The organism is Enterobacter sp. BIDMC 26, assembly GCF_000534435.1.
Lineage (GTDB): Bacteria > Pseudomonadota > Gammaproteobacteria > Enterobacterales > Enterobacteriaceae > Enterobacter > Enterobacter ludwigii.
On the sequence record NZ_KI973182.1, the window covers coordinates 2766662 to 2787978 of the forward strand.

Genomic DNA, 21317 nt, shown 5'->3' on the forward strand with positions numbered 1-21317 from the left:
CCCAAACGAAGGTATTCGATAATCCCATCTGCGGTTTTTCCAGACAAAGTTGTCAGCGTGCTATCCAGCGGCTGCTTGCCTGCCAGCGCATTTGTCATGGTGGTTGCAAAGTTAGGATCGTTTCCTAACGCCGCCGCCAGCTCGTTCAGGGTATCAAGCGCCGCAGGTGATGAGCCAACAAGCGCAGCCAGAGCTGATTTTACGAAAGCAGTAGTGGCTATTTGCGTATTGTTGACAGTCTGCGCAGCCGTGGGGGCTGTCGGCGTTCCGGTCAGGGCCGGGCTTGCCAGTGGGGCTTTGAGTGCAAGCGCGTTATTAATGGTGGTGCTGAAATTAGGATCGTTGTTGATAGCCGCAGCAATTTCTTTCAGCGTGTCCAGTGTAGCCGGGGCACCATTCACCAGGGCGATCAGAGCCGCCTGAACAAACGCAGTTGTGGCAAGCTGAGTGGTATTGTTACCTGCAGCTGCAGTCGGGGCTTTTGGGGTGCCGGTAAACGTCGGGCTGGCTTTTGGCGCATATTGCGTATGCGGATCAGCTGCAGCAAGATGCGCCGCCATCAGCTCATCTACATACACCTTCAGTTCCAGCACCTTGTCATCCACATATTTGCGGGTAGCCAGCACTACGGACGGGTCAATTTTCAGCGTAATGTTATCGGTGCTGCTGGTAATCAGTACCATGCGCACTGTCTGCGTGCGGCCGCTCCCTTCTGCCAGCTGCGGTTTGTAGCTCTCCGGGCAGTTTCCCACGGCGATCAGCGCGCCCGTTTCGTCAAACAGCCCAACCTCACGAATCCACCAACCGCCCTCAGTTTCAGGAATCACCTGCTCAGCAATAATCTGGCTGCTGTTCTGCGGATCGATGTAAAGCATGTTCAGGTCAGCGCGCCGCTTTTCGGAAACCAGCTTCGTCTGTTGTGCGCTGGGAGTTGGAAGCACGCCGCCGCCATCCCCCACCGCCATCTGGGTAATTTTCAGCGGCACACCGAGCGCGGCAGCGCTTGCCAGTTTCGCCGCGCCAATATCCGTCAGCAGGGTATAAAATTTTGCGCTCATGGGTTCACTCTCATTGTGTCGATAACATGGACGGCGCCGCCCTCGTAGGCAGTGCCACCGGAAATGATGGTTTCGTTGATATACGGGTAAATCGTGATTTCTTCGCCGGTGTAAGTGGCAGCCCCAACGAAATATGGTCCGCTCGTCTGCAGGTTTATGGACATGCCGATCAGATGCCGGCTGCAGGGTTTGGCGTCACCAATCAGGCGCTCCAGCTCCAGATAGGTTTCTTCTGTTATGCCCTGGTCCTGCACCCCAATATCCAGGCGAAACGTGCCCGGCGCCTCGCCGGTCTGCCACCATTCAATGATGCGGATCAGAAAGCCGAACGGCTCCACCACACGCCGCACAGCGCTGGTTGTGCCCTTGTGCTGATGGATATAGAACGCATCCTGCACCACGCGGCGCTTCACGCTCTCCGCCCATCCTTCGTCCCAGCGATCAACCGAAAAGGCCCACGCCAGATACGGCAGAAACTTGACCGGGCATGTTGCCGGGTTCCATAAATCGCGCAGCGGCACCTGCAGATCGGAAATTCCGCTGCAGGTCTGCGCCAGGCGGCGCTCAAGCGGCGATGAACCAGGAGGAAGCAGACTATTCATCCGTTCCCCCGTTGGTTACGCTCCATTCCGTACATGAAGCGGCTTGTGTCTTATCCAGCACCACATCAGCGAGCGGCGAGGCCAGCTCAACACGTTGCACACCTTCAACATGCAGCGCGGCATAAATAGCACTGCGGCGAATATCGCGCCCCAGCCTCGTCTGGCTGGCGATATATTTCTGCAGGCTGGCCTTTGCCGCCTCCATCACCGGCTCAGCTTCTGGCCCCGGGTAAAGAAAGATCGTTGCATCCACGCTGTACGGAATAATTTCAGCGCTGCGCACCGTCAGACGGTCAGCAACCGGCCGCACGTTCTCACTGTTAAGCGCCTGTTCAACCACTCCCAGCAGATCCGCCGCTGCCGTTCCGTCGCCCTCACGGCTCAGCACGGTAAGCACCACCTCCGCCGGTGCCGGGCTGGTTGCGCTGGCGTCAGCCACTCGCCCGTCAGCGCTTTTAGCGTGAAACTCATAGGCCGCCGTCGGCCCCGCCACGGACAGCCCCTCAAATGCAGCAGGAACACGCAGGCGCAGCGCCTCATCACTTTCCATTACCGCTGCGACCGGCGGCACCGCGTCGTTATCCGCAGGTGTAACCGTCAGCCGCTTCACGTTGTAGTTGGCCGCCATCTGATCGAGATCGCCGCCAATGGCATAAGCCACCATGACCGCCTGCGCCGCCTCGTTAATGCGCTGGCGCAGGAGGATTTCACGATACGCATTTTCCTGCAGGAGCTTGGTCACGGGTTCAGACTCCAGCTCAAGCGTGCGCCTTACCGCGTCCTGCTCGTCTGCCGGATAAAGGGCCATAAACGCGGCTTTCCGTTCGTTTAGCAGCGTTTCAAAATCCGGCACATCCACTATCTGCGGGGCGGGCAGCTGGGAAAGGTCAATGACTGCCATTGTCTGCTCCTGTTGATACCGAAAGTGAAACCGGCGCGCCGTTATCACGCTGCCCGGTAAGCTCAACCACCATCGAACCATCAAAACTGCTGTCTATGGTGATGGAATCCAGGGTAAGCCGCGGCTCCCAGCGACTCAGAGCTACATAGACCGCAGACATTACCTGCAGGCGCAGCGCCGGGTTCTGCGGCTGGTCTATCAGCTCTGACAGAAGCGAGCCGTATTCCCGCCTGGCAATGCGGCTCCCCTGCGGGGTCAGCAGAATATCCCGGACCGACTGGCGCAGGTGGTCAGTGTCGGTAATGGTCCTGCCGTTGCCCTGACTCATGCCGATATAAAGCGTCATACCGGGCCTCCTGATGTATCGCCGCCGGACTTAACGCCGGTATGACCGTGTTTATCGACTACGATCCCGTTAGAACTCATGGCGCCGCCGCCCTGGGTGACGCCACCATTGATCACCACCTCGCTGTTTATGCGCGTGTTGCTTGCTTCCACCACAAATTCCCCCGTTTTCAGGGTTATGTTATCTGCAGCCTCGATCACCATGGATTTGATGCCTCGCACATGCCAGCGGCCGGTGGCTGGTTCATATTCAAACCAGCCACCGTCCGGGTATTCCGTTACGCAGCCGTCCACAGAGTCCGACGGCGGGGCGAACTGGTTGGAATAGATCGCAGGTAAGGCAAAAGCGGTTTCCAGATTGCCGCCCATACTCAGCACCACCACCTGCTCATCCGGCGACGGACACCACCATGTACGGGCACCGCCTGCGCGCAGTGTCAGCCAGTTAATCCAGTTGGTTTCAAGCTCACCCACTTTCACTCGGCACAGCCAGTTTTCCCGGTCCACTTCGGTTACGGTTCCAGTGCGGATCAGGTTGGTGATAAGGCGCATGATTTCGGTTAGTTGTGCGTTCATAGGATGAGATTGCATTACCTCGGGGAATCACAAAACTAGCTTGTACTGTATGGTGTCCCTTACAATTAAGGGATAACATCTAAGGCCATGGCAGTTAATAGAAACAATTTAATCTAAGGCTTGAAAATGATTCTATATAAATATGTCGACTCTGAAACAGCAGACTTAATTATAAAAAATTCAACATTGAAATTTTCAAGAGCATCATCTCTAAACGATCCTTTTGAATTAACAGGTTTACACTATGGCTCGGAAGAACAATATAAAGAACAAACTTTAAAATTTCTTTCCGCTTCCATATCATATGGAATTTTATCTTTGACTCGCGCTCCATTAAATCCTCTGATGTGGGCACATTATGGTAAGGGTGCAAATTATGATGATAAAAAAAGCATCTTGCTTGATAAGGATAATGGCTCGCATGCAGGAGTTGTTTTTGGCATAGATGCCAACGAAGCAGAATTAAATGATGAGGGTTTGAATGTCATCCCAGCAAAGTATGGCAGTGTTATTTATGCATCAACTAAACCCCATAATCCTTACATAAACTCTGATAATCTCAATTTCTTTGAAGGAATGCAGTTTCATTACAATCCTGATTTTCTGGAAGCACTACAAAGAACCTTTCTCTACAAACCTGCTTATTGGTCATACGAGGAAGAAGTTAGGGTGGTAAGAAACATTTCACGATATAGAAATGAAATCCAGCCCATAAGTAGCTCCAGCATTAAGGAAATTTACATCGGCCTTAGAAATGCATACAAGCATGATTATTTAAAAACAATGCGAGATAGAATCACTCAACACCTTCCAGAATGTAAAATATACGTTTGCTTCTTCGATATTTATGAATGGGCATTCATTAAAATATCTATAGACGAAGCAATTGAGCAAATTACTTTATATAATTCACAACCTAATAATCCAGCGTAGAAGAGTATCACGTGTTAATTCTTCTATCACATCGTTGATACCCAAAAGACGGCGTGCCGGGTACCGGGCCTCCGGGCCATTTCGTCGGACTCTATCACGCAGGCCATAATGGTGAACACGGGCGATGCGCTGGACTTTCCCATCAAACTGCACGCTGGCAGAGTCCGCAGTGGCTGCGGTTTTCAGGTATTTAGTTGTGCGCAATTTGGCGAACATCTGGCGCTTGATGCGCCCCTTTTTACTTCTGGCCGTCACCCGGCGCGCCTCAAAGGCGGTGCCGTCTGGATTGCGCTGCAGCCTGATGTTTTGCTGTTGCGACCGGCGCAGCTCCTGCGCCAGCTGTCGCATCATACGGTTGCGAGCTGCCGGTTCCAGATTCGCCAGCAGGGCCGCCAGCCAGTCATCCACCCTCTGCAGATCATCCACGTTTCACCGTCCACATTTCTTCGGGTACGTCGGGTTCCGGCACCGCTTCAACGCTCGATACAGTGCCGTCTGTGCTGACAATCACGCGCTCCGTGAGCTGCAGATTGAGGCTGATATCACACAGATCGTTGCTCAGGATATCGACGTCAAAGGTAAAAAGTTTTTCGCGCAGCTCCGGGTTGTTAATAGCGTCCGGTTGATTGGACATTAACCAGAGCAGCACGGGCGCCATCACTAAATTCTGGTCACCGCTAAAATCTTCAATCACCACGTTCAGGGTGTAGCGATATTCCCATGACATTGAACGGGCGCCGGTTGCGACCAGCGAACCGTTATCAACAAAAAGGTGCAGCTTGTCCGGGTTGTCACGGACATACGCCACCGATTTATTCAGGGCGTTGCGTAAGGACTGCGGCTTGTTCACTGTCTCGCTCCTGACACGCTATGATCGTGTCCACTTTGTCGGCACATACTGCCCAGGCGGCCTCAGTCTCATCCAGCACCTGGTTCAAATCCCCATTACTGCGCGGCGCCGACCTGTCCAGGCGGCATTGCGTCACTTTTGGACAACCACTCACGGTAAGCTGCACCTCCGGCGAGGGCCGGGCGCTCCCGCAGCCGGATAATGTCAGCAGGCAAAGGAGTGTCAGCCCAGCGGCGTAAATCCTCGTTTTCACGTTTTAGCTCCTCGATCCGGCGCTGGCGACTCCGCAACAGCGCGGAAGTCTCCTCCGCTGCAGCATAAAGTTGCATCTGCGCCCGGCTGTTGGTTTCGGTAAGAATGGACAGGCTGATGAGCTGGCTGTTTTTCTTCGCCAGGTCCTGCTTGTTCTTTTTAAGCGCCTCAGCCTGCGTCCCGATGGTGTGACCGGCATTGTTAAGCCGCCATGACTGCCAGCCCAGCAATGCCAGCACCAGAGCCAGGATCACCGCCAGCGCGCGCGTCATGCCCCTGCCCCTTTAAGACACCAGGCAAGCTCACGGGCTCGCCTGTTTTCCAGCCCTTTACTCCTTTGGCCGTTTACATAAACCCAGAGGGGGAGCTGGTTGCACGCCTGCCACCACTGCTGGCGATTGATGTAAGAAACCATTGTTGACCGGCAGATTGCCCCGGTTCCGACATTAAAACCGATACTGATCAGGGCATCGTAAACATGCTGAGGTGGCTTAACCTGCAGGCAGGCTTCAATCCTTTTTTCCGTCAGCAATACGTTATTAATCAGCCCCTGCGCGGCCTGTCGCTCCGTTATGGTTTTGCCCGGCACTACCCCGGACGTATTTCCGACCCCGTCAGTCCAGACCCCGGCGCTGCACTGGTATGGCTGCAGGCGGCACCCTTCCAAATCAGCAATCAGTTTCAGCCCCTCGACGGAGGTATGAAGCGACTGAAAACCCGGCAGCGTGGCGGCAATCGCCAGCACCGCGCCGATCAGGCAACGCTTAACGATTGAAGGACTCATATTCCCCCCTGGATATTCTGCCGTCCCGCAGCAGCTGGTAGGCTTTCCAGCGTAAATAACAGGTCACCGCTGCAGTAATAATCCCCAGCGCAAGACCGGTGATGGTCGACACATCTTTAAGAGACAAATCGCCGAGCCATGCCAGAAGCAGGGCAACGCAGTAAGTGATAAAGGCGCTGATTCGTTCAAGCGTCATAGTTCAGTCCCATAACTGGACAGTCTGCGCAGTGGTTGACGCCGTAATGTCCGGCAGCTCCACCTGCAGCCCGTGCGGTAAAAAGGGGCCATATTCAGCCAGCCCCGGATTCGCCTGCAGCACCTGTTCAGTGACTCCCTGCGTGCGCCCGTAATGGCGCCAGCAGAGTGCGTCCACCGTGTCATACTGATGCGCACGCACTTTCATCAAATCAGCTCCACCGTCATATGCGGCATATCGCGCAGGCGGGACTCCGCCCAGCGCACATCGCGCCACAGCTCGCCTAAGGTTGTTTCGATATCTTCAGCTTTCTTGCTTCCGTCGCCGCTTGCGTCAAAATCGCGATAGCGCTCAACCAGGTTTGCTTTTGCCCAGCAAAACACCGCACGGCGATACAGCATGAGCCGCTGGCTTTCGCCGTCGATCACATCCGCAGGGACGTCGGCCAGGCTCGCATACCCCTGCGCCCGTTGTTTCTCGCGGAACTCATAAAGATCGGCGTTAACTTCAGCAATCGCTGTCAGCAACGCCAGACGCAGGCGCGGATCGGTGACACTCCCATCCATGCGCATATCACGGCGGAACTCTGAAACCCTGACATCAGGCCAGAAACTGGTGTTCTTAATAACGTCCTGGGTACTTTCCCCGGCCTGTTCCGGCGAAACGAATTGCATATTTCTGGCACTCCCAAATAGTTGGGCGGTGGACGGGGTTTTGACGCGGCATAAAGCCTGTCGCCACCCCGTGCCGCCCCGCGCGTTGGCACGATTCGTTAAGCCGACATTGCCTGTCGCAATCGGCTTTCAAGCTTGTTGATTTCGGTTTTGACGCCAGAACTGTTATCCAGCTGCAGGGCACGCTTCAGATGGTTAAGTGCCGCCACTGCCTGATCGTTATCCCGCAGCGCGTAGCCCATCGCCTTATGAAGTCGGGCGCGGGACTGATCCGGCATATCCTGACCTTCAACGATATCGAGCACCTGGGTAAGAATGGCGGCACTGAATGATTCACCGGCAGAAAAAGCGCGCATTGCCGCGTCGGCAAACTCTTCCGCAACAGCAGTCCCGCAGGTCCGGTTGAATCGCTGCGGCAGGACCCAGCCGTGTTTAATGGCATGGCGGGCAATGTCCAGCGCGCCGGTATAGTCTCCGGCATCAATGCGCCAGATCATGACGTACATCGCCACGTCGTCCTGGCCTGACGCGTCAGCATCCAGCAAACCGGCAATCCATGAGGCATAAGCGGGAAGAAACTCACGTTTGAGCTGAGCCTTGCGCTCATTTGACTGGACGGTTTTAAGGCGCCTGCGGTGTTCTGTCAGCTGTAACAGCATCTGGTTATAACCCGTCATACTGGCTTTACTGCCGCCCTGCCGGGCGGCATCCTGTGCCTGTACATACTGAGTGTGAGCACGGAACGGATTCATTTATCACGCTCCGGCGCCAGTGCCGCCCGTATTCTGAGCATCAAGCGCGCCCTGCACTGCTGCAGCAACGATGGTCTGAATATTTTCAGCCGTCAGCGCCGCGCCCGGATTGCCGTCTGCCTGCGCTGGTAACATCTCGATGTTCTCAACCAGGCAAACGCCATCGTAATCTTCGACGACATACGCCTCGTTAACGGATTCGTAGTTCTCCACGCGGTCACGCTTCGGATTGTCGATAACTGAACGACGACGGGTACCGGCTTGCCAGTAAATAGACAGGTTATCCAGACGGGTGATCAGCATGGCGTTAGCCGGGAAGAACGGCGCGCGAACGGCCGGGAGGTTGCCGATACGCTTCTGGCTGATGATGAGATCGGCCGCCATCGCTTCGCTGTTTGGCTGGTCGCGGTTGACGATCGGGAAATATTTATCCGCCAGCAACTGGCGCCCGACGATAACCACAAGCTCTGTATCTTCCTGATACCACGGCGCGATTTTCTCATTCACGGCGCCCATAACCAGCGCGTCCAGATTCAGGAAATCGCCGCCTTTACCGACACGGATAGTCTGAGAAACCACCTCGCCCTCGGACACAATTTTGTCCAGAACCTGAACGGGTTTCTCCTGGCGGATTTTCTCCAGCCAGCCGATATTCACATCCTGCAGCAGCGGATAGGTCTTGCGGTCTGACGTTTTTTCACGCTTCACGCCGTTGAAGCCGATCATGATGCGGTCAAGCGCCTGGCGAATAATGATGGCGTCACGGATGCGCGTCTGGAAGTCCTGGAATTTAGCCCACAAATCCAGTTTTGCATAAGGCAGCGCCGTATCAGAGTTAGTCTGGGTACACTTGTACCCTTCACCGTCGATGTAGGTCGGATCAACGGGTTCACGGTCTTTCTGGGTGGTATCAGTATTACCGGCGATACTGGCGCCAATCCCCAGCCCCAGACGTTCGCCGGACTGCTCATCAACCGGGATAATGTTGATTTTCTGCAGGAACGAGGAAGACTCCTGGATTTTCGTTTCCAGCGTCTGCGCAACGGACGGCTCTGCCGTATATTTTGAGGTGATACCGCTTACAGGCACGCCATTGAGTGTGGCGAGCTGCGTCAGATAGCCGTTGAATTTAAAACGTGTCTCTTTTTTCATTGTGCTTTTGCTCCGTCAGCAATCGGTGGTTTGTTCTGCGCCGTTATTGCCGGTCGCATTAGGGCGGCGTTCGCTGCGGCTGTCCTGAGTGGAAAGCTGCTCACGCAGGGTGGAGAGTGCGTTGGTTGTCTCATCAACAACCTTCTGCATATCGCTCAGCTTGTTGCTGAAATCGGTCTGATGGGTGCTGACCTGCTCCGCCAGCGTCTGATGCTCACGCGCGATGGTTTCAACAGCCTGATTCACATCAGCAAAGCGGGCGTTATCATCGGCGCCTTTGCGGGCCAGCAGCTCTTTCACGCGGGTAAACAGGCTGGTTTTTTCCGGCACGTCCTCAAACTCGATGAGCGTTTCAACAGCAGCGGTAAACAGGTTGTCTTTGTCCAGCTTGCGGCGCGCCAGGGGGTTATGTTCTGCGCTGGCGCTGAACTGCAGCATTTCAGTGCCGAGGCTTGCGGGATCGTCAGTAATCGCCAGGCCAACCAGATAAGCGGAGCCGGTATCGGCAAAGCTGGTGTTAACTTCCATTGAGGTGAAAAGCTTCTGCCAGTTGCTGGTCATCGTGACCAGATCGTCAGTCGGGGCAATCCAGCCATACAGCGCCATTTTCCCGGACAATGCCCCTTCGGTAATTTCTTCCGCTTCCAGCTTTTCCACCATGCCAAAACGACGGAAGGGCCCATCAGGAGTAAAGCCCTTGATGTGCTCCATATTGATCAGCGCGGTGTATACCTGCGGGTTATAGCTCGCTGCCATCTGGGTGAGCCATTCACGCTCAATAACGCGCCCGTCAGTAGTGGCCCCTTCGACCCCAATACGAAAACGCTTAGATTTTTTTGCCATCGGTCCGGCTCCGGTTAGTTAGTTCGTAACACGTTCAGAGCCTTATGTTTGCGGTGATGGGCGCGTGTAAACAACGCGTTGGGCTTGTGCGAACTCCCACACAATGCGAAGCCGGGGAAAGTGCTGATTTGAGGCCGTATGTTTGTGCCATGACAACACTAACCCCCGCAGACCTCGATCCCCGTCGTCAGGCAATGCTGATGTACTTTCAGGGATACCGCGTAGCCCGCATTGCTGAAATGCTGGGCGAGAAAGTTGCAACCGTTCACAGCTGGAAAAAACGCGATAAGTGGGGCGAATATGGCCCACTGGATCAGATGCAGCTCACCACCGCCGCACGTTACTGCCAGCTCGTCATGAAGGAGCAGAAGGAAGGAAAGGACTTTAAAGAAATTGACCTGCTGGCGCGTCAGTCCGAACGACAGGCCAGGATCGGCAAATTTAACAATGGCGGGAATGAAGCAGACCTGAATCCGAACGTGGCGAACCGCAATAAAGGTCCGCGCAAGCCGCCGGAAAAAAACCTGTTTACCGACGAGCAGATCGAAAAGCTGGAAGAGATTTTCCGCGCCGGTATGTTCGAGTACCAGCGCCACTGGTGGGACGCTGGCATCAAACACCGTATCCGCAACCTCTTAAAGTCACGCCAGATCGGTGCAACCTACTATTTCGCCCGTGAAGCGTTGATAGACGCCCTGACCACGGGCCGAAATCAAATCTTTCTGTCAGCGAGTAAAGCTCAGGCGCACGTTTTTAAACAGTACATCATCGACTTTGCAAAAGAGGTGGACGTTGAACTGAAAGGCGATCCGATGGTGCTGCCTAACGGCGCGTGTCTTTACTTCCTCGGTACAAATGCCCGTACCGCGCAGAGCTATCACGGCAATCTATATCTTGATGAGTATTTCTGGATACCGAAATTCCAGGAGCTGCGCAAGGTGGCCTCCGGTATGGCGCTGCACAAAAAATGGCGTCAGACCTATTTCTCTACCCCTTCCAGCCTGACGCACAGCGCCTACCCGTTCTGGTCTGGCGCCCTGTTCAATAAAGGGCGCCCGAAAGCCGACAGGGTAGAATTTGACATTTCTCACAGTAGCCTGGCGCACGGCGTTTTATGCCCTGACGGCCAGTACCGCCAGATAGTCACCATTGAAGATGCCGTAAACGGCGGGTGTAATCTTTTCGACCTGGACCAGCTGCGCCTGGAGTACAGCCCGGACGAATACAACAACCTGCTGATGTGTCAGTTCGTTGACGACCTGGCGTCCGTGTTCCCGCTGGCGTTGCTGCAGTCCTGCATGGTTGACAGCTGGGATGTGTGGGACGATTTCGAACCGCTTTTACTGCGTCCGTTTGCATACCACCCTGTCTGGATCGGCTATGACCCGGCAAAAGGAACGCAGAACGGTGACAGCGCCGGTTGCGTGGTCATTGCGCCTCCCGTCGTCCCCGGCGGTAAATTCCGCATCCTTGAGCGTCACCAGTGGCGTGGGATGGACTTTCGCGCCCAGGCCTCAGCGATTGAGGAAATCACCAGACGCTACAACGTGACCTACATCGGCATTGACTCGACCGGCGTTGGCGATGGCGTTTACAAAACGGTTAAGCAGTTCTTCCCTGCTGCGCGTGAGTTTGTCTACAACCCGACCGTTAAAAATGCCCTGGTGCTTAAAGCCTACGACATCATCAGCGGGCGCCGTCTGGAATTTGACGCGGGGATGCTGGATATCGCGCAGTCCTTTATGTCCATTCGCCGTTCAACCACCGCCAGCGGCAACCGGCCAACCTACGAAGCAGCTCGCACAGAGGAAGCCAGTCACGCGGATTTAGCCTGGGCAACCATGCACGCACTTTATAACGAACCACTGGCAGGAGCTTTCGCCAGTACCAGCAACATCGTGGAGATTTTTTAATGGCTAACCGCAAAAACCGCAGCAAGGCACCACGCGGCCAGACCGCCACCGATACGGCCAACATGGTCAGTAATGCACATGCGGAGGCGTTTACGTTTGGCGATCCGATCCCCGTGATGGACCGCAGGGAGTTATTTGATTACCTGGAGTGCGTGCAGGTGGACCGCTGGTACGAACCACCGATCAGCATGGATGGCCTGGCGCGAACTTACCGCGCCGCCGTGCATCACTCCAGCGCTATTCAGGTAAAACGCAATATTCTTACCAGTACCTTCATCCCTCACCGTTGGCTGTCTAAACAAGCCTTTTCCCGGTTCGCCCAGGACTTTCTGGTATTCGGTAATGCCTATCTGGAAAAACGCTTGAACCGTTTAGGCCAGATCATGGAGCTGCGCGCCTCGCTTGCCAAATACACCCGTCGTGGCATTGACCCGGACACCTACTGGTTTGCACAGTATGGCTACAACTCGCAGCCCTATCAGTTCGATGAGGGAAGCGTGTTTCACCTGATGGAACCCGACGTTAACCAGGAGCTATACGGGATGCCGGAATACCTCTCCGCCATTCCCTCCGCCCTGCTGAATGAATCGGCCACGCTGTTTCGCCGTAAATATTACCTTAACGGGAGCCATGCTGGTTTCATCATGTACATGAGCGACCCCGCCGCCGATCAGAAAGACGTGGACAACATACGCGAAGCGCTGAAAAAATCGAAAGGGCCAGGCAACTTCCGCAACCTGTTTATGTACAGTCCGAACGGCAAGAAAGACGGCATTCAGATCATCCCGCTGTCAGAAGTCGCAGCGAAAGATGAGTTTCTTAACATCAAGAATGTGAGCCGTGATGACATGCTGGCAGCGCACCGTGTGCCTCCGCAGCTGATGGGGATTATTCCGACAAATACCGGCGGGTTTGGTGATGTTGAAAAAGCGGCGCGCGTTTTCGTTCGCAACGAACTGACACCACTTCAGAAGCGTCTGCAGGAGCTTAATGATTGGCTTGATGATGAAATTATTACATTCGCTCCCTACATGCTGAATGATGTCGAATAAAAAAAGCCGCTTCAAGAGCGGCTCCTTTAAATTATTTGATTGAATCAAGACTTTCAATATTCATCATGGAGCAAAAATCATTTCCCATACGACCATAACTGAAGCTAGAGCCATTCATTCTTTCTGCACCAGCCTTTACTTTCTCTTTAATTTCCTGTACCGATTGTATTCCAGCAATCATGGCTAGATGTAAGAAATATTCACGCTGGGTCGCTCTTATAAAGAGTTCTGGCTTGTATCCATAACTTGCATAATAAATAGTATTTGGATACCAATACACACCTGAATTGCAAAACGAATAAAACAACACCAACAGATCCGCCTGTATAAGATCGGCAAACAATACATCGCTCCGATCAGCGTTTCTTTTTATAAGTTCAGCCACAGGAGAGTAATATTTAGAATCTTCATCAAAACCGGCCTGCAAGGTTTCTGACGCTCCCAAAAAAGCATCAATAGAAACAAATCTAAATTCTGGCGGCAATTGTCTATCCCCCGAAAGATATCGAGCAGATAACACATTCCTAATTAAATGATACTTACCTAAATTGATTAGTATTGCAACAATGTACAAAAATATTTCCAATGCAAAAACTTTTTGTGCATCATACCAGTTTGATGACCATGAACTTATATTACTAGGAACTTCCTTAAGTAAAAGTATTTGTTCTAAAAACTTAATCAATTCATTTGAAAATTCTTTTGAATCAGTAAATTCGGCCTCCAGAGTTACCCATTCACATATATAGTCTCTTACTGGCTTCATTGCTGCAATATCACTGATTATTTTTTTACCCATCGAAACCACATCATCAGACTCAGGTCGCGTTCTAATTTTCATTCCATCAAGATAAATTACAACCGCACTTATAAAATCCCTACGAAAAAAATTTATGCCAGTTCTGCCTTGTAGAATAGCTTGCTTTAAACTATTCAATTTTGCACGGGGTTCACTAACTGGTTCATAAGTACCGCTTTCTAAATAGCTAGGCTTTTTACCTAGTTTAGGCTTTATATCAGCCGGTTTACCATTGAGAAGACGAACAAGTCGTTCCCAATTATGATTTTCTTTTTCAGGGGTTGACAAATCAATCCAAATTAAAGACCTCATAAAGACTGGAAGGTATGGTTCTGAATTTTCATCAAACTCACAGACTATTGGAATGAATTTTGATTGTTCGACTTTAGTATAAACATGTTGTGAAATTATTTGTGATTCAGTACCTACCCCACTTTGTTTATTATCTGCTTTTTCAGCATACACTGAGTCGCACATTACAAGCACGTTGGTGATCGTTTTATCAACCACCATCTTTTCCATAAATGCATTTTTATCATGACCCTCTTTTAAATCGTATATATCTAAGATGACATCAACCCCATCGCCCAAGAGCCTATCAGCTATTGCTTTAACTCTTTCTTTATGAGCAGGACTACTCCAGCTATATGATATGAAAACCTTTGGTGACATATACAACCCTTCTTGAATTTGTTAGATGCTATCTCACAAGTTACTTCTCCTAAAATTTTTCTGCAAGTTAACATCGTCACAATAATACGTTGCAGCCTACCTACCCCAGCAACAGTTAGAAGCTTCGCTTCATGTCCTCAAATATATCTTTCTAAACTAACAACTCGAAGCCTTTGAAGATGCACCTCCCGCCCGAGTTTTCGGCCTTTAATGCGCGCTCGTAGCCCCGCCACGCCTGCCCGCTTTACGTAGTGGTTTTCATGCACCTGCATGATATAAGCAAAAGCCCGCCAGAACTGGCGGGCTTAGACATAAACGATCCTCAAACGATCATGCGTTTTCATGCAGCATGATCATGCACTCTTATGCGTTCTTATCCTTTGTCTCTTCTGGCTCAGAGCAATCATCAAAGGACAGGTAGGTCCCAGTATCAAAAAGGGAAACAGCTTCTACCTGATCCATAGGAATCACGTGCCTGAAATGCTGCAAATTCAATCCCTCTGAATCCGCAGTAATGCCTTTCGCCAAGTACAGCTCGTAGTATCTATGCTGCTCATGGTAGCGAAGAGTATCTTTATCACGATAGCCACTGATGTAGGGAATTATCGCCAAATGTTGGGTATGGCTGTGTTCAATACGTGGAGCCGCGACATAACCGATATATACCTTTCGTGATTTAAGCGTAACGAAGATCAGCATATCTTCATCTATAGCCTGTACAAGAAGAGATTCGACACCATCCATTGAAGCCATTTCTCTATATGCGGCTTGTCTTACCTCTTCTTTCTCGAGTGACTTCCTTGCATTCTGACCTGCGGCATAGGCCAGTAAGCATGACATCCCCATGGAGAAAGCAAACAACAATGGGTAATTCATGACCTCTTTGACTGTAAGCCATGAGTAAATGTCTTTCATGCCGTATGTCGGCCAAATTAGGTGAGGCAACGAGATAATTAAGCTGAACAGCCAAAGAATGATGTAGAGCGCGAAAATGACGGCGAAACCTTGAACAACAAACTTACAACCGTGCATAGCGACGTAAAAGTAAGAGGTCCAACCGTTGGTTCTGGCGTGACGTATGCGGGATTGATAGTGATTTTCTGTGTACCAAAACCCGCATACGAGAACAACCATTATGACAAGTGGTCCCATCGTCCATCCTTAACGTTTAGCTGCCAATTCCTTCATTCTGGCTTGCATGGAATCACGAACTTCTTTGTTGTTCATGTTGAGAACAGCATTCCCATTAGCATCAGTAGTAATTTTGCTATTGTTGGACTGCTCAATGTCCTGGCGGATAACATTCTGCATCCAACGCCCTGGTGCTGTGGCAAGCTTTCCAAAAATCTTAGTCATACGACCTCCTCGCTGTGCCTGCATACTTGTGGCATTGCTACTCATTCTTATTGTTATGACCTTAGTGTAGAACAGTGCCGGGTAGCGAACATCTTGTGGGATCGTTTATTTATCCCATTTTCACTACTACGACAAGAAAAACTGAACATAATTCAATCTCCCCGTATCCAAAAGCTACATATAGTGTGTCAAAGCTGAACCAACAACTACAGCCTAACGCCTCACTCAGTTCATTGTTAAACCTTGCTGACGTCAGAAGCAAGTTCTTACGCCAGCAACGTTCCTTATTGCAGCCAGCTATCATCATCCCAGGCCTGCTGCATGATCTCCATCACTCGTTTTTTTTCTTCGTCCAGTTTTAAACCGCTAAGTTCTATACCATTGGCGCTTCCCTTACGTATGCGGATCACTGTTTTGGGGCAAAGAGGGCGCAGATTGCGGTAAAGCTCTGACTCAAGGCCTTCCAGTGTTGCCTGGCTAATCTTCTGCTCTTTATCGATCATTATTTCAATGCGCATAGAGACCCCCTTAACTGGTGACGTCCATCGTTTGGCTGTATTCATGGTTGCGAATTTTCGCCATCAGCTCGTCCGTGAGTTCCGACACCCACTGGATCGCAAGGCGTTTCTCTTCTTCGCTACACTCACTAGCCGCTACAAGCTTGATAAAGAAATCAATACGCTGGAGTTTCAACGACTCCAAAAGATAGTCCTGCATTTTCCCTCCTATCCTCACTACGGGATAAACCAGCCAGCATCCCCAGGAATAGATGCAATAACTGTATACATATCCACTGTTTATATATACAGTATAGGAGGATTTCGGGGTTGTAAAATATTTTTTATCAATCAATCAGATGAGTCTGTTTGCTGAGGTTAATCATTAACTTCACTCACCGTCAGATCTGACCATGTTGATCATGGGCTATTCCCGCGCTGAAAATGCACGCTTCATTCGGTTCAGAAGGTCATCCGCCTGCTGTTTAATCTCCACAATTTGGGACGGCAGACGCTGAACACCTGCCGCAATACGGTTTCGGACAGTAAGGCGCCCTTCTTCAACCGTTAACACCTGATCGCCAAAGGCCACCACCGCGCCAGAAATCAACGAACGGACCATTCCGGCACTGGCATCCACACCACGCAGAACCAGAAGCTCACTAATTTGCTTTTCCTGCTCCGTCATAGGGCTGGCTTTTGGCCTCACTTTTACGCGCTTGTTAGTTATCCTTGCCGCGTCGCTCAGCCGCTGCGCTATCACCCGTTTTTCTTTCCCGGATAAAGAGCCAATATCCGCCCAGCTGGCACAGTCATTCATGACCGTGCCGCCAGGATCGGCGCTTTTTTCAACCTCCCGCGGCTCCCGCGTACAGTTATTGACAGAACTCCGAGGGGCGGCGGGGCCGCCTGAAAAATCAAGGTCAAAACCTGAAACGCCGTCGGCCTGACGTTTCGGCACAATTTTGTATTTGGTAGTGCGCGTATGAATCAGCGATTCCGGCCCACGGATCGGGGAGTAAACGCCGGAAATTTTGGAGACGTCATCACCGTAAAGGTTGCCATTTTCGGTGACTTCATAGCTGAGGCGCACGCGCAGGAGATCACGGGGAACCAGCGGGCCACCCTGTGCACTCACGTACAAATCCCAAGCACTGCTGTCGGCGGCCTGACGCACTGGCTCAATTTCGGGGTGCAGGACCAGCTCACGATCACCGAGGCGACGTAATTCACGCCACACAGTTACCGGTGCGCCGCCTATTTGCTGGAACTGCCGGATCGCCCAACGAGACGCCCAGGCACTTACGCGGCGGGCCATTTCTTTCAGAGGCTTGCCGGTTTCATCATCCAGATCGTCATCAAGCTGATAGCCATCAATATTTTTTGAAATGTATTTTGCGATATAGCCCGTTGCGCTGCCCTTCTCTTTCTCGATGGGTTTCATTTCGAAGCGGTTTTCAGCGGCGCCAGGCTCATTCCCATCCTCACGCATGGCGTGCTTACGAAAGATTGCTGTTGCCGGTTCGATATGCTCCGGGCGCATGAAAAGCAGGAGATGCCAGTGCGGGGTTTCGTCGTGGTGAGGCTCAACAACGCGAAAGCCAAACACGCGAATACCATTGCGCAGCCAGGCCGCACGCGTGCGCGCCCATACTTTGCAAAGATATTTCTGTGTTTCACGCGGTGACTCGCCGCTGTATTTGTTGTTCCGGCGCCCGTCGTACTGCATTGAGTGATATCTGGATGGAGCGGTAAGCGTGAAGAATGCCCCGGCCAGTCCGGCCTCATTCGCTAAATCTTCGAACCCACGCATGCGCGCCATCAGTTCACGGCGTCGGTTGGCTGGGTTGGCAACGCTGCCGGCCACTTTATCAATCAGCGATAAGCGCTCTCCGGTGTCCTCATCTTCCAGCTCCATCGCTTTCAGAAATTCGCGGTTGGCTTTCTTTTGCGCCGTCCATTCCTGCAAACATGGGTCACTGCAGTACGGTGCGGATTTTTTGTGTACATACCCGGCCGCAACCATCAGATGCTCACGCCAGCGAGCATGCATACGGCGCAGACGATTAAGCCACCACTGCGGAGACTGCAGGCGGGCCACTGCTTTCAGTGCGTCTTCCGCCTCCAGCTCTTCTTTGCAGTAGGCCGTCCAGCACGGAACCGGTGTTTTGAGGTGATTGGCAAGAAACCCCATGCGGCCATAACCTGACAGGGTGGCGAAATGAGGATCGGACGTGCGGGCCATCTGGAAATCAAACTCGCGGTTAAACTCGCTTCCCAACAGGTCAGCAAGATTATGCGCTAGCCGTTTCAGCTCTTTTTTTCCAGACCAAAGCAGGCGCCAGAATTGTTCACGCAAAGGCAACAAAGCCGCAGGCATCCCCCCCTGCGGCAGATACTGCTCATTGACCTGATCTATACGACTCAGAACGAATCGCTCAAAGGTATTGATAAGCCAGGCATCAGCCGCTTGCTTGCCTTTACGGTCTACCTGTTCAAGTTTTTGAGCATACATACGGCGGACAAAATGAGGCAGCGAAGCCAGACGACGACGAACCGCCCGGCCCCGGTCTGGTGCTTCATCCGCTTCTGCCAGTTCGGCAATCGACAAACTCTTGCGATTACCGTCCGGCGTCAGATACATGATAACCGGCGCCGCATCGGCTTGCTTAAAACCGCCGATTGCAGGACGCGGGGCATTCCATGCGTAGGGGAAAACGGTGTCAGACATTCTGACACCCCATAATGTAAGCACGAATAAACGCCGTTGCGCTCACGCCTGCACCTCATACTTCACGCTGCAGTCAGGGCCGGTTGCAGGATCAAATCCAAGCCAGTGACATGATTTTGAGGTAGCAATGATTTCCACGGCAGACTTACCGTCACCAGCCGCAACGCCCATACTGCGATTTGCAGTAAGGCGGTGATGGGTGAAATTCCGATAAAGGGAGCGAGTAAGTGAGGTGTCACTGTTTGAAACGATGGCCGGATGGCCTTCTGACGAGCGGCGCTCAAGAATAGACGCCAGGCGATACTGATCGTCCTCTGTAAAACCGGCAGTGTGGTAATTACTAAAAGTCCCGTCATAAGGAGGGTCGCAATAAATCACATCGCCCGCCTGCAACAAAGACAACGTTTCTTCGTAGTTTGCGCAAACAAAGGTGGCTCGCTTCGCTTTCTCAGCAAATGCGCGGATTTCACTCTCAGGAAAATACGGTTTTTTATAATTACCGAAAGGGACGTTGAATACACCGCTTAGGTTGTAGCGGCATAACCCACGATAACAATGGCGGTTTAAATAAAGAAAATATACAGCGCGGTGCAGTCGGTCTAATTGCGGATCGTGGTTAAACGCTTCACGCACACGATAATAATTTTCAGCGACAATAAAACTTTCAAAAACCGCCTTAGCAAGATTAATAAAGTTTTCTGTATCTTCTGCAATAGTACGGTACAGATTAATTAAATCTGGATTGATATCTGCGACAAGATAATGAGGATAGTCTGTTGCCATCATCACAGCGCATGAACCCGCGAAAGGTTCAACCAATCGCGGGCCAGCTGGGAGATACTTTTTCAGTTCGGACATAATGGCGGTTTTGTTTCCCGCCCATTTCAGGATAGTGCTCATACAACGCCTCCGTTGTAGTGCTTGCCTTTGAGCTCTGCGATTTCCTGACAGGTCACACAGCACTGCACGCCCGGAATAGCGCGGCGGCGAGCTGGCGGGATCGGAGCATCACACTCCGCACAGAGGACACGGGAAACGCCCGGCACTTTTGCGCGGGCATTGTTGATATGGCGCTCACGATCTTCCTGTTCGCGCTGCTGGGCGAGGTCCATTGAATCAGCCATTAATGCAGCTCCTGCGCTTCGTTCTGGATGCGTACCGCTTCAACGCGAAGCAGTTCGGCCGCCTCGATATGGCTCAACTGACGGGAAACGATGCGCACGGCCAGACTATCCAGACGAGCCGCCATTGCATCAGCACGGCAACGGCGCTCATCCAGGCGCGTTTCATTTAACAAAGCGAACAGACCAGCATCGTCTGGGCCTGTTTTCGTTGAGTGGGTTTTAGTATTTTTCATATTCATTTCCTCAGAATTCGGGCAAAAAAATGCCCGGCGGGTTTACGCCATAAAACACGGGTTAATTACTTAGATATAACCAGAAACAGGAACCGGCTTACTTTTAATTTGGTTAATAATTTCAGCCTGCAAACCTTCTTTAAATTCTTTGCAGCATTCCCATTCAGGATCAACACGCAAAACAGCGCCGTCACGGGTTTTAATTTCAAAACCATCCGCCATATTTGGGATGATCACGCCCAGAATAATTCTCAACTCATTGCGAGACATGTTTCACTCCTTTAATAATCAAGCGAACAATGCGAATAATTAAAAAGGCTGACGGCTTAGCCGTTTTAGATGTCAGCCCGTTTAATAATTCGGACTGATCACGGCACGGGTGCCATCGTTTACCGTTTTCCCCAATAATCCATCCATGATCGTAGTGCATTGTCGGGCTTTGCTTTACCAGCAGCGAAGCGAATGAAGGTTCTTTATTCAGCATAAGCACCTCAGATCAGACCAAATGAAGCGCTGAGGCCCGTCACTGTATCAACAGCACTTGCCATTGCTGGGTTGTACTGTAGGCGCGCGTGCAGGGAAACAGCTGTAAGTGCCATTAAACGAGTAACAGAATTGATGCTTTCGATAACCTGGCGGCGTTCCGTTGTTGTCTGGTGTTCACCAGAAACAGCGCTTGCTGCAACGCGACCGATCTCTGCTGTAGCATTCAAAACGTAATGAGGCATTTTCTCGCTGGCAACTTCGTTCAGCGGCACACATGGCAGGCAATGGATTTGAGCCAGGAACCCATCAACCAGCGAGGAGTCCTCTGTGATATCCGTCAGCAGCCAAATTTCCGGCGCCGTAAGTTGATGCGGTTGTTCCGGGTTCAGTTTGTTGCGCAGTGTCTGGACATTCATGCCTGCTCGATCTGCAAGCTTCGCCATGTTGTGCCGCAGTGCGAAAGCGCGACAGGCATCATCAAAGTGTGGATGTTTGGAAATCTTATAATCAAACATGTGAACCCCTCAAAAAGTTCT

Annotated in this window: 31 protein-coding genes; 3 read left to right on the forward strand and 28 right to left on the reverse strand. The window is 51.8% G+C overall.

Going from position 1 to position 21317, the window contains the following annotated elements; genetic code table 11:
• The 5 genes from L462_RS10465 to L462_RS10445 all read right to left on the reverse strand — a co-directional run.
• Positions 1-1058: phage tail protein (locus L462_RS10465; protein WP_032679723.1), on the reverse strand; the 1058-nt coding region annotated here is incomplete at its 3' end.
• Complete coding sequence (locus tag L462_RS10460; RefSeq protein WP_014884893.1) at positions 1055-1660, reverse strand: phage tail protein I; 606 nt, start codon at positions 1658-1660, stop codon at positions 1055-1057. The genes L462_RS10465 and L462_RS10460, both read right to left, overlap by 4 nt.
• Complete coding sequence (locus L462_RS10455; RefSeq protein ID WP_032678721.1) at positions 1653-2561, reverse strand: baseplate assembly protein; 909 nt, start codon at positions 2559-2561, stop codon at positions 1653-1655. Before L462_RS10455 ends, L462_RS10460 begins: the two co-directional genes overlap by 8 nt.
• Entirely contained in the window at positions 2548-2907 is a 360-nt protein-coding gene (locus L462_RS10450) for a GPW/gp25 family protein (RefSeq protein WP_015386368.1), read from the reverse strand. The genes L462_RS10455 and L462_RS10450 overlap by 14 nt, the downstream gene beginning before the upstream one ends.
• The gene (locus L462_RS10445) at positions 2904-3482 is read right to left on the reverse strand and encodes a phage baseplate assembly protein V (RefSeq protein WP_014884896.1); all 579 of its coding nucleotides are present in this window, start codon (positions 3480-3482) and stop codon (positions 2904-2906) included. Before L462_RS10445 ends, L462_RS10450 begins: the two co-directional genes overlap by 4 nt.
• Positions 3483-3608: 126 nt before the next feature.
• Between L462_RS10445 and L462_RS0123605 the strand changes: the two genes are divergently transcribed.
• Positions 3609-4415, forward strand: coding sequence for a DUF2971 domain-containing protein (locus L462_RS0123605; RefSeq protein WP_045334081.1), 807 nt, complete (start codon positions 3609-3611; stop codon positions 4413-4415).
• Here L462_RS0123605 and L462_RS10440 read toward each other — a convergent pair.
• From L462_RS10440 to L462_RS10395, 11 genes are all read right to left on the reverse strand, one after another.
• Positions 4392-4841, reverse strand: coding sequence for a phage virion morphogenesis protein (locus L462_RS10440; protein WP_032678722.1), 450 nt, complete (start codon positions 4839-4841; stop codon positions 4392-4394). The genes L462_RS0123605 and L462_RS10440 overlap by 24 nt on opposite strands.
• On the reverse strand, positions 4834-5265 hold the full coding sequence (locus L462_RS10435; RefSeq protein ID WP_032678723.1) for a phage tail protein: 432 nt from the start codon (positions 5263-5265) through the stop codon (positions 4834-4836). The genes L462_RS10440 and L462_RS10435 overlap by 8 nt, the downstream gene beginning before the upstream one ends.
• Positions 5228-5476 carry an Rz1-like lysis system protein LysC gene (lysC, locus tag L462_RS25410; RefSeq protein ID WP_223195361.1) on the reverse strand — a complete coding sequence of 83 codons (249 nt, stop codon included), beginning with the start codon at positions 5474-5476 and terminating at the stop codon, positions 5228-5230. Before lysC ends, L462_RS10435 begins: the two co-directional genes overlap by 38 nt.
• Complete coding sequence (gene lysB, locus L462_RS25570; RefSeq protein ID WP_032678724.1) at positions 5361-5789, reverse strand: Rz-like lysis system protein LysB; 429 nt, start codon at positions 5787-5789, stop codon at positions 5361-5363. Before lysB ends, lysC begins: the two co-directional genes overlap by 116 nt.
• Positions 5786-6301 (reverse strand): lysozyme, encoded by a 516-nt coding sequence (locus L462_RS10425; protein ID WP_032678725.1) that lies wholly within the window; start codon positions 6299-6301, stop codon positions 5786-5788. Before L462_RS10425 ends, lysB begins: the two co-directional genes overlap by 4 nt.
• Positions 6282-6497 (reverse strand): hypothetical protein, encoded by a 216-nt coding sequence (locus tag L462_RS10420; RefSeq protein ID WP_014884902.1) that lies wholly within the window; start codon positions 6495-6497, stop codon positions 6282-6284. The genes L462_RS10425 and L462_RS10420 overlap by 20 nt, the downstream gene beginning before the upstream one ends.
• Before the next feature lie 3 nt (positions 6498-6500).
• On the reverse strand, positions 6501-6704 hold the full coding sequence (locus L462_RS10415) for a tail protein X (RefSeq protein WP_000868184.1): 204 nt from the start codon (positions 6702-6704) through the stop codon (positions 6501-6503).
• Complete coding sequence (locus L462_RS10410) at positions 6704-7171, reverse strand: head completion/stabilization protein (protein ID WP_032678726.1); 468 nt, start codon at positions 7169-7171, stop codon at positions 6704-6706. Before L462_RS10410 ends, L462_RS10415 begins: the two co-directional genes overlap by 1 nt.
• Positions 7172-7269: 98 nt before the next feature.
• Positions 7270-7923 carry a phage terminase small subunit gene (gene gpM, locus L462_RS10405; RefSeq protein WP_032678727.1) on the reverse strand — a complete coding sequence of 218 codons (654 nt, stop codon included), beginning with the start codon at positions 7921-7923 and terminating at the stop codon, positions 7270-7272.
• A gap of 3 nt (positions 7924-7926) precedes the next feature.
• Entirely contained in the window at positions 7927-9075 is a 1149-nt protein-coding gene (locus L462_RS10400; RefSeq protein ID WP_032678728.1) for a phage major capsid protein, P2 family, read from the reverse strand.
• 15 nt (positions 9076-9090) lie between these two features.
• On the reverse strand, positions 9091-9918 hold the full coding sequence (locus tag L462_RS10395; RefSeq protein WP_032678729.1) for a GPO family capsid scaffolding protein: 828 nt from the start codon (positions 9916-9918) through the stop codon (positions 9091-9093).
• 149 nt (positions 9919-10067) lie between these two features.
• Between L462_RS10395 and L462_RS10390 the strand changes: the two genes are divergently transcribed.
• Positions 10068-11831, forward strand: a complete 1764-nt coding sequence (locus L462_RS10390; RefSeq protein WP_032678730.1) for a terminase ATPase subunit family protein — start codon at positions 10068-10070, stop codon at positions 11829-11831.
• Complete coding sequence (locus L462_RS10385; protein WP_032678731.1) at positions 11831-12883, forward strand: phage portal protein; 1053 nt, start codon at positions 11831-11833, stop codon at positions 12881-12883. Before L462_RS10390 ends, L462_RS10385 begins: the two co-directional genes overlap by 1 nt.
• Before the next feature lie 31 nt (positions 12884-12914).
• Here L462_RS10385 and L462_RS10380 read toward each other — a convergent pair whose 3' ends face one another.
• The 12 genes from L462_RS10380 to L462_RS10325 form a co-directional block, all read right to left on the reverse strand.
• A complete protein-coding gene (locus L462_RS10380; protein ID WP_032678732.1) occupies positions 12915-14354 on the reverse strand; it encodes an SEFIR domain-containing protein in 1440 nt (479 codons plus the stop codon).
• 363 nt (positions 14355-14717) lie between these two features.
• Positions 14718-15506: a hypothetical protein gene (locus L462_RS10375; RefSeq protein WP_032678733.1), complete on the reverse strand. Its 789-nt coding sequence runs from the start codon at positions 15504-15506 to the stop codon at positions 14718-14720.
• A 9-nt stretch (positions 15507-15515) separates the two neighbouring features.
• A complete protein-coding gene (locus L462_RS10370) occupies positions 15516-15710 on the reverse strand; it encodes a hypothetical protein (protein ID WP_032678734.1) in 195 nt (64 codons plus the stop codon).
• A 284-nt stretch (positions 15711-15994) separates the two neighbouring features.
• Positions 15995-16228, reverse strand: coding sequence for a DinI-like family protein (locus tag L462_RS10365; protein ID WP_032678735.1), 234 nt, complete (start codon positions 16226-16228; stop codon positions 15995-15997).
• Between the two features lie 10 nt (positions 16229-16238).
• Complete coding sequence (locus L462_RS10360) at positions 16239-16427, reverse strand: hypothetical protein (protein WP_032678736.1); 189 nt, start codon at positions 16425-16427, stop codon at positions 16239-16241.
• Positions 16428-16634: 207 nt separating this feature from the next.
• Positions 16635-18938, reverse strand: a complete 2304-nt coding sequence (locus L462_RS10355; protein WP_032678737.1) for a replication endonuclease — start codon at positions 18936-18938, stop codon at positions 16635-16637.
• Positions 18939-18980: 42 nt separating this feature from the next.
• Complete coding sequence (locus L462_RS10350; RefSeq protein ID WP_032678738.1) at positions 18981-19838, reverse strand: DNA adenine methylase; 858 nt, start codon at positions 19836-19838, stop codon at positions 18981-18983.
• Positions 19835-20062 carry a TraR/DksA family transcriptional regulator gene (locus L462_RS10345; protein ID WP_032678739.1) on the reverse strand — a complete coding sequence of 76 codons (228 nt, stop codon included), beginning with the start codon at positions 20060-20062 and terminating at the stop codon, positions 19835-19837. Before L462_RS10345 ends, L462_RS10350 begins: the two co-directional genes overlap by 4 nt.
• Positions 20062-20295, reverse strand: a complete 234-nt coding sequence (locus L462_RS10340; protein ID WP_017382389.1) for a DUF2732 family protein — start codon at positions 20293-20295, stop codon at positions 20062-20064. Before L462_RS10340 ends, L462_RS10345 begins: the two co-directional genes overlap by 1 nt.
• A gap of 69 nt (positions 20296-20364) precedes the next feature.
• A complete protein-coding gene (locus tag L462_RS10335; RefSeq protein WP_032678740.1) occupies positions 20365-20565 on the reverse strand; it encodes a hypothetical protein in 201 nt (66 codons plus the stop codon).
• The gene (locus L462_RS10330; protein WP_032678741.1) at positions 20552-20779 is read right to left on the reverse strand and encodes a phage filamentation protein Fil family protein; all 228 of its coding nucleotides are present in this window, start codon (positions 20777-20779) and stop codon (positions 20552-20554) included. Before L462_RS10330 ends, L462_RS10335 begins: the two co-directional genes overlap by 14 nt.
• A gap of 7 nt (positions 20780-20786) precedes the next feature.
• Entirely contained in the window at positions 20787-21296 is a 510-nt protein-coding gene (locus tag L462_RS10325) for a phage regulatory CII family protein (protein ID WP_032678742.1), read from the reverse strand.
• Between the last annotated feature and the right edge of the window lie 21 nt (positions 21297-21317).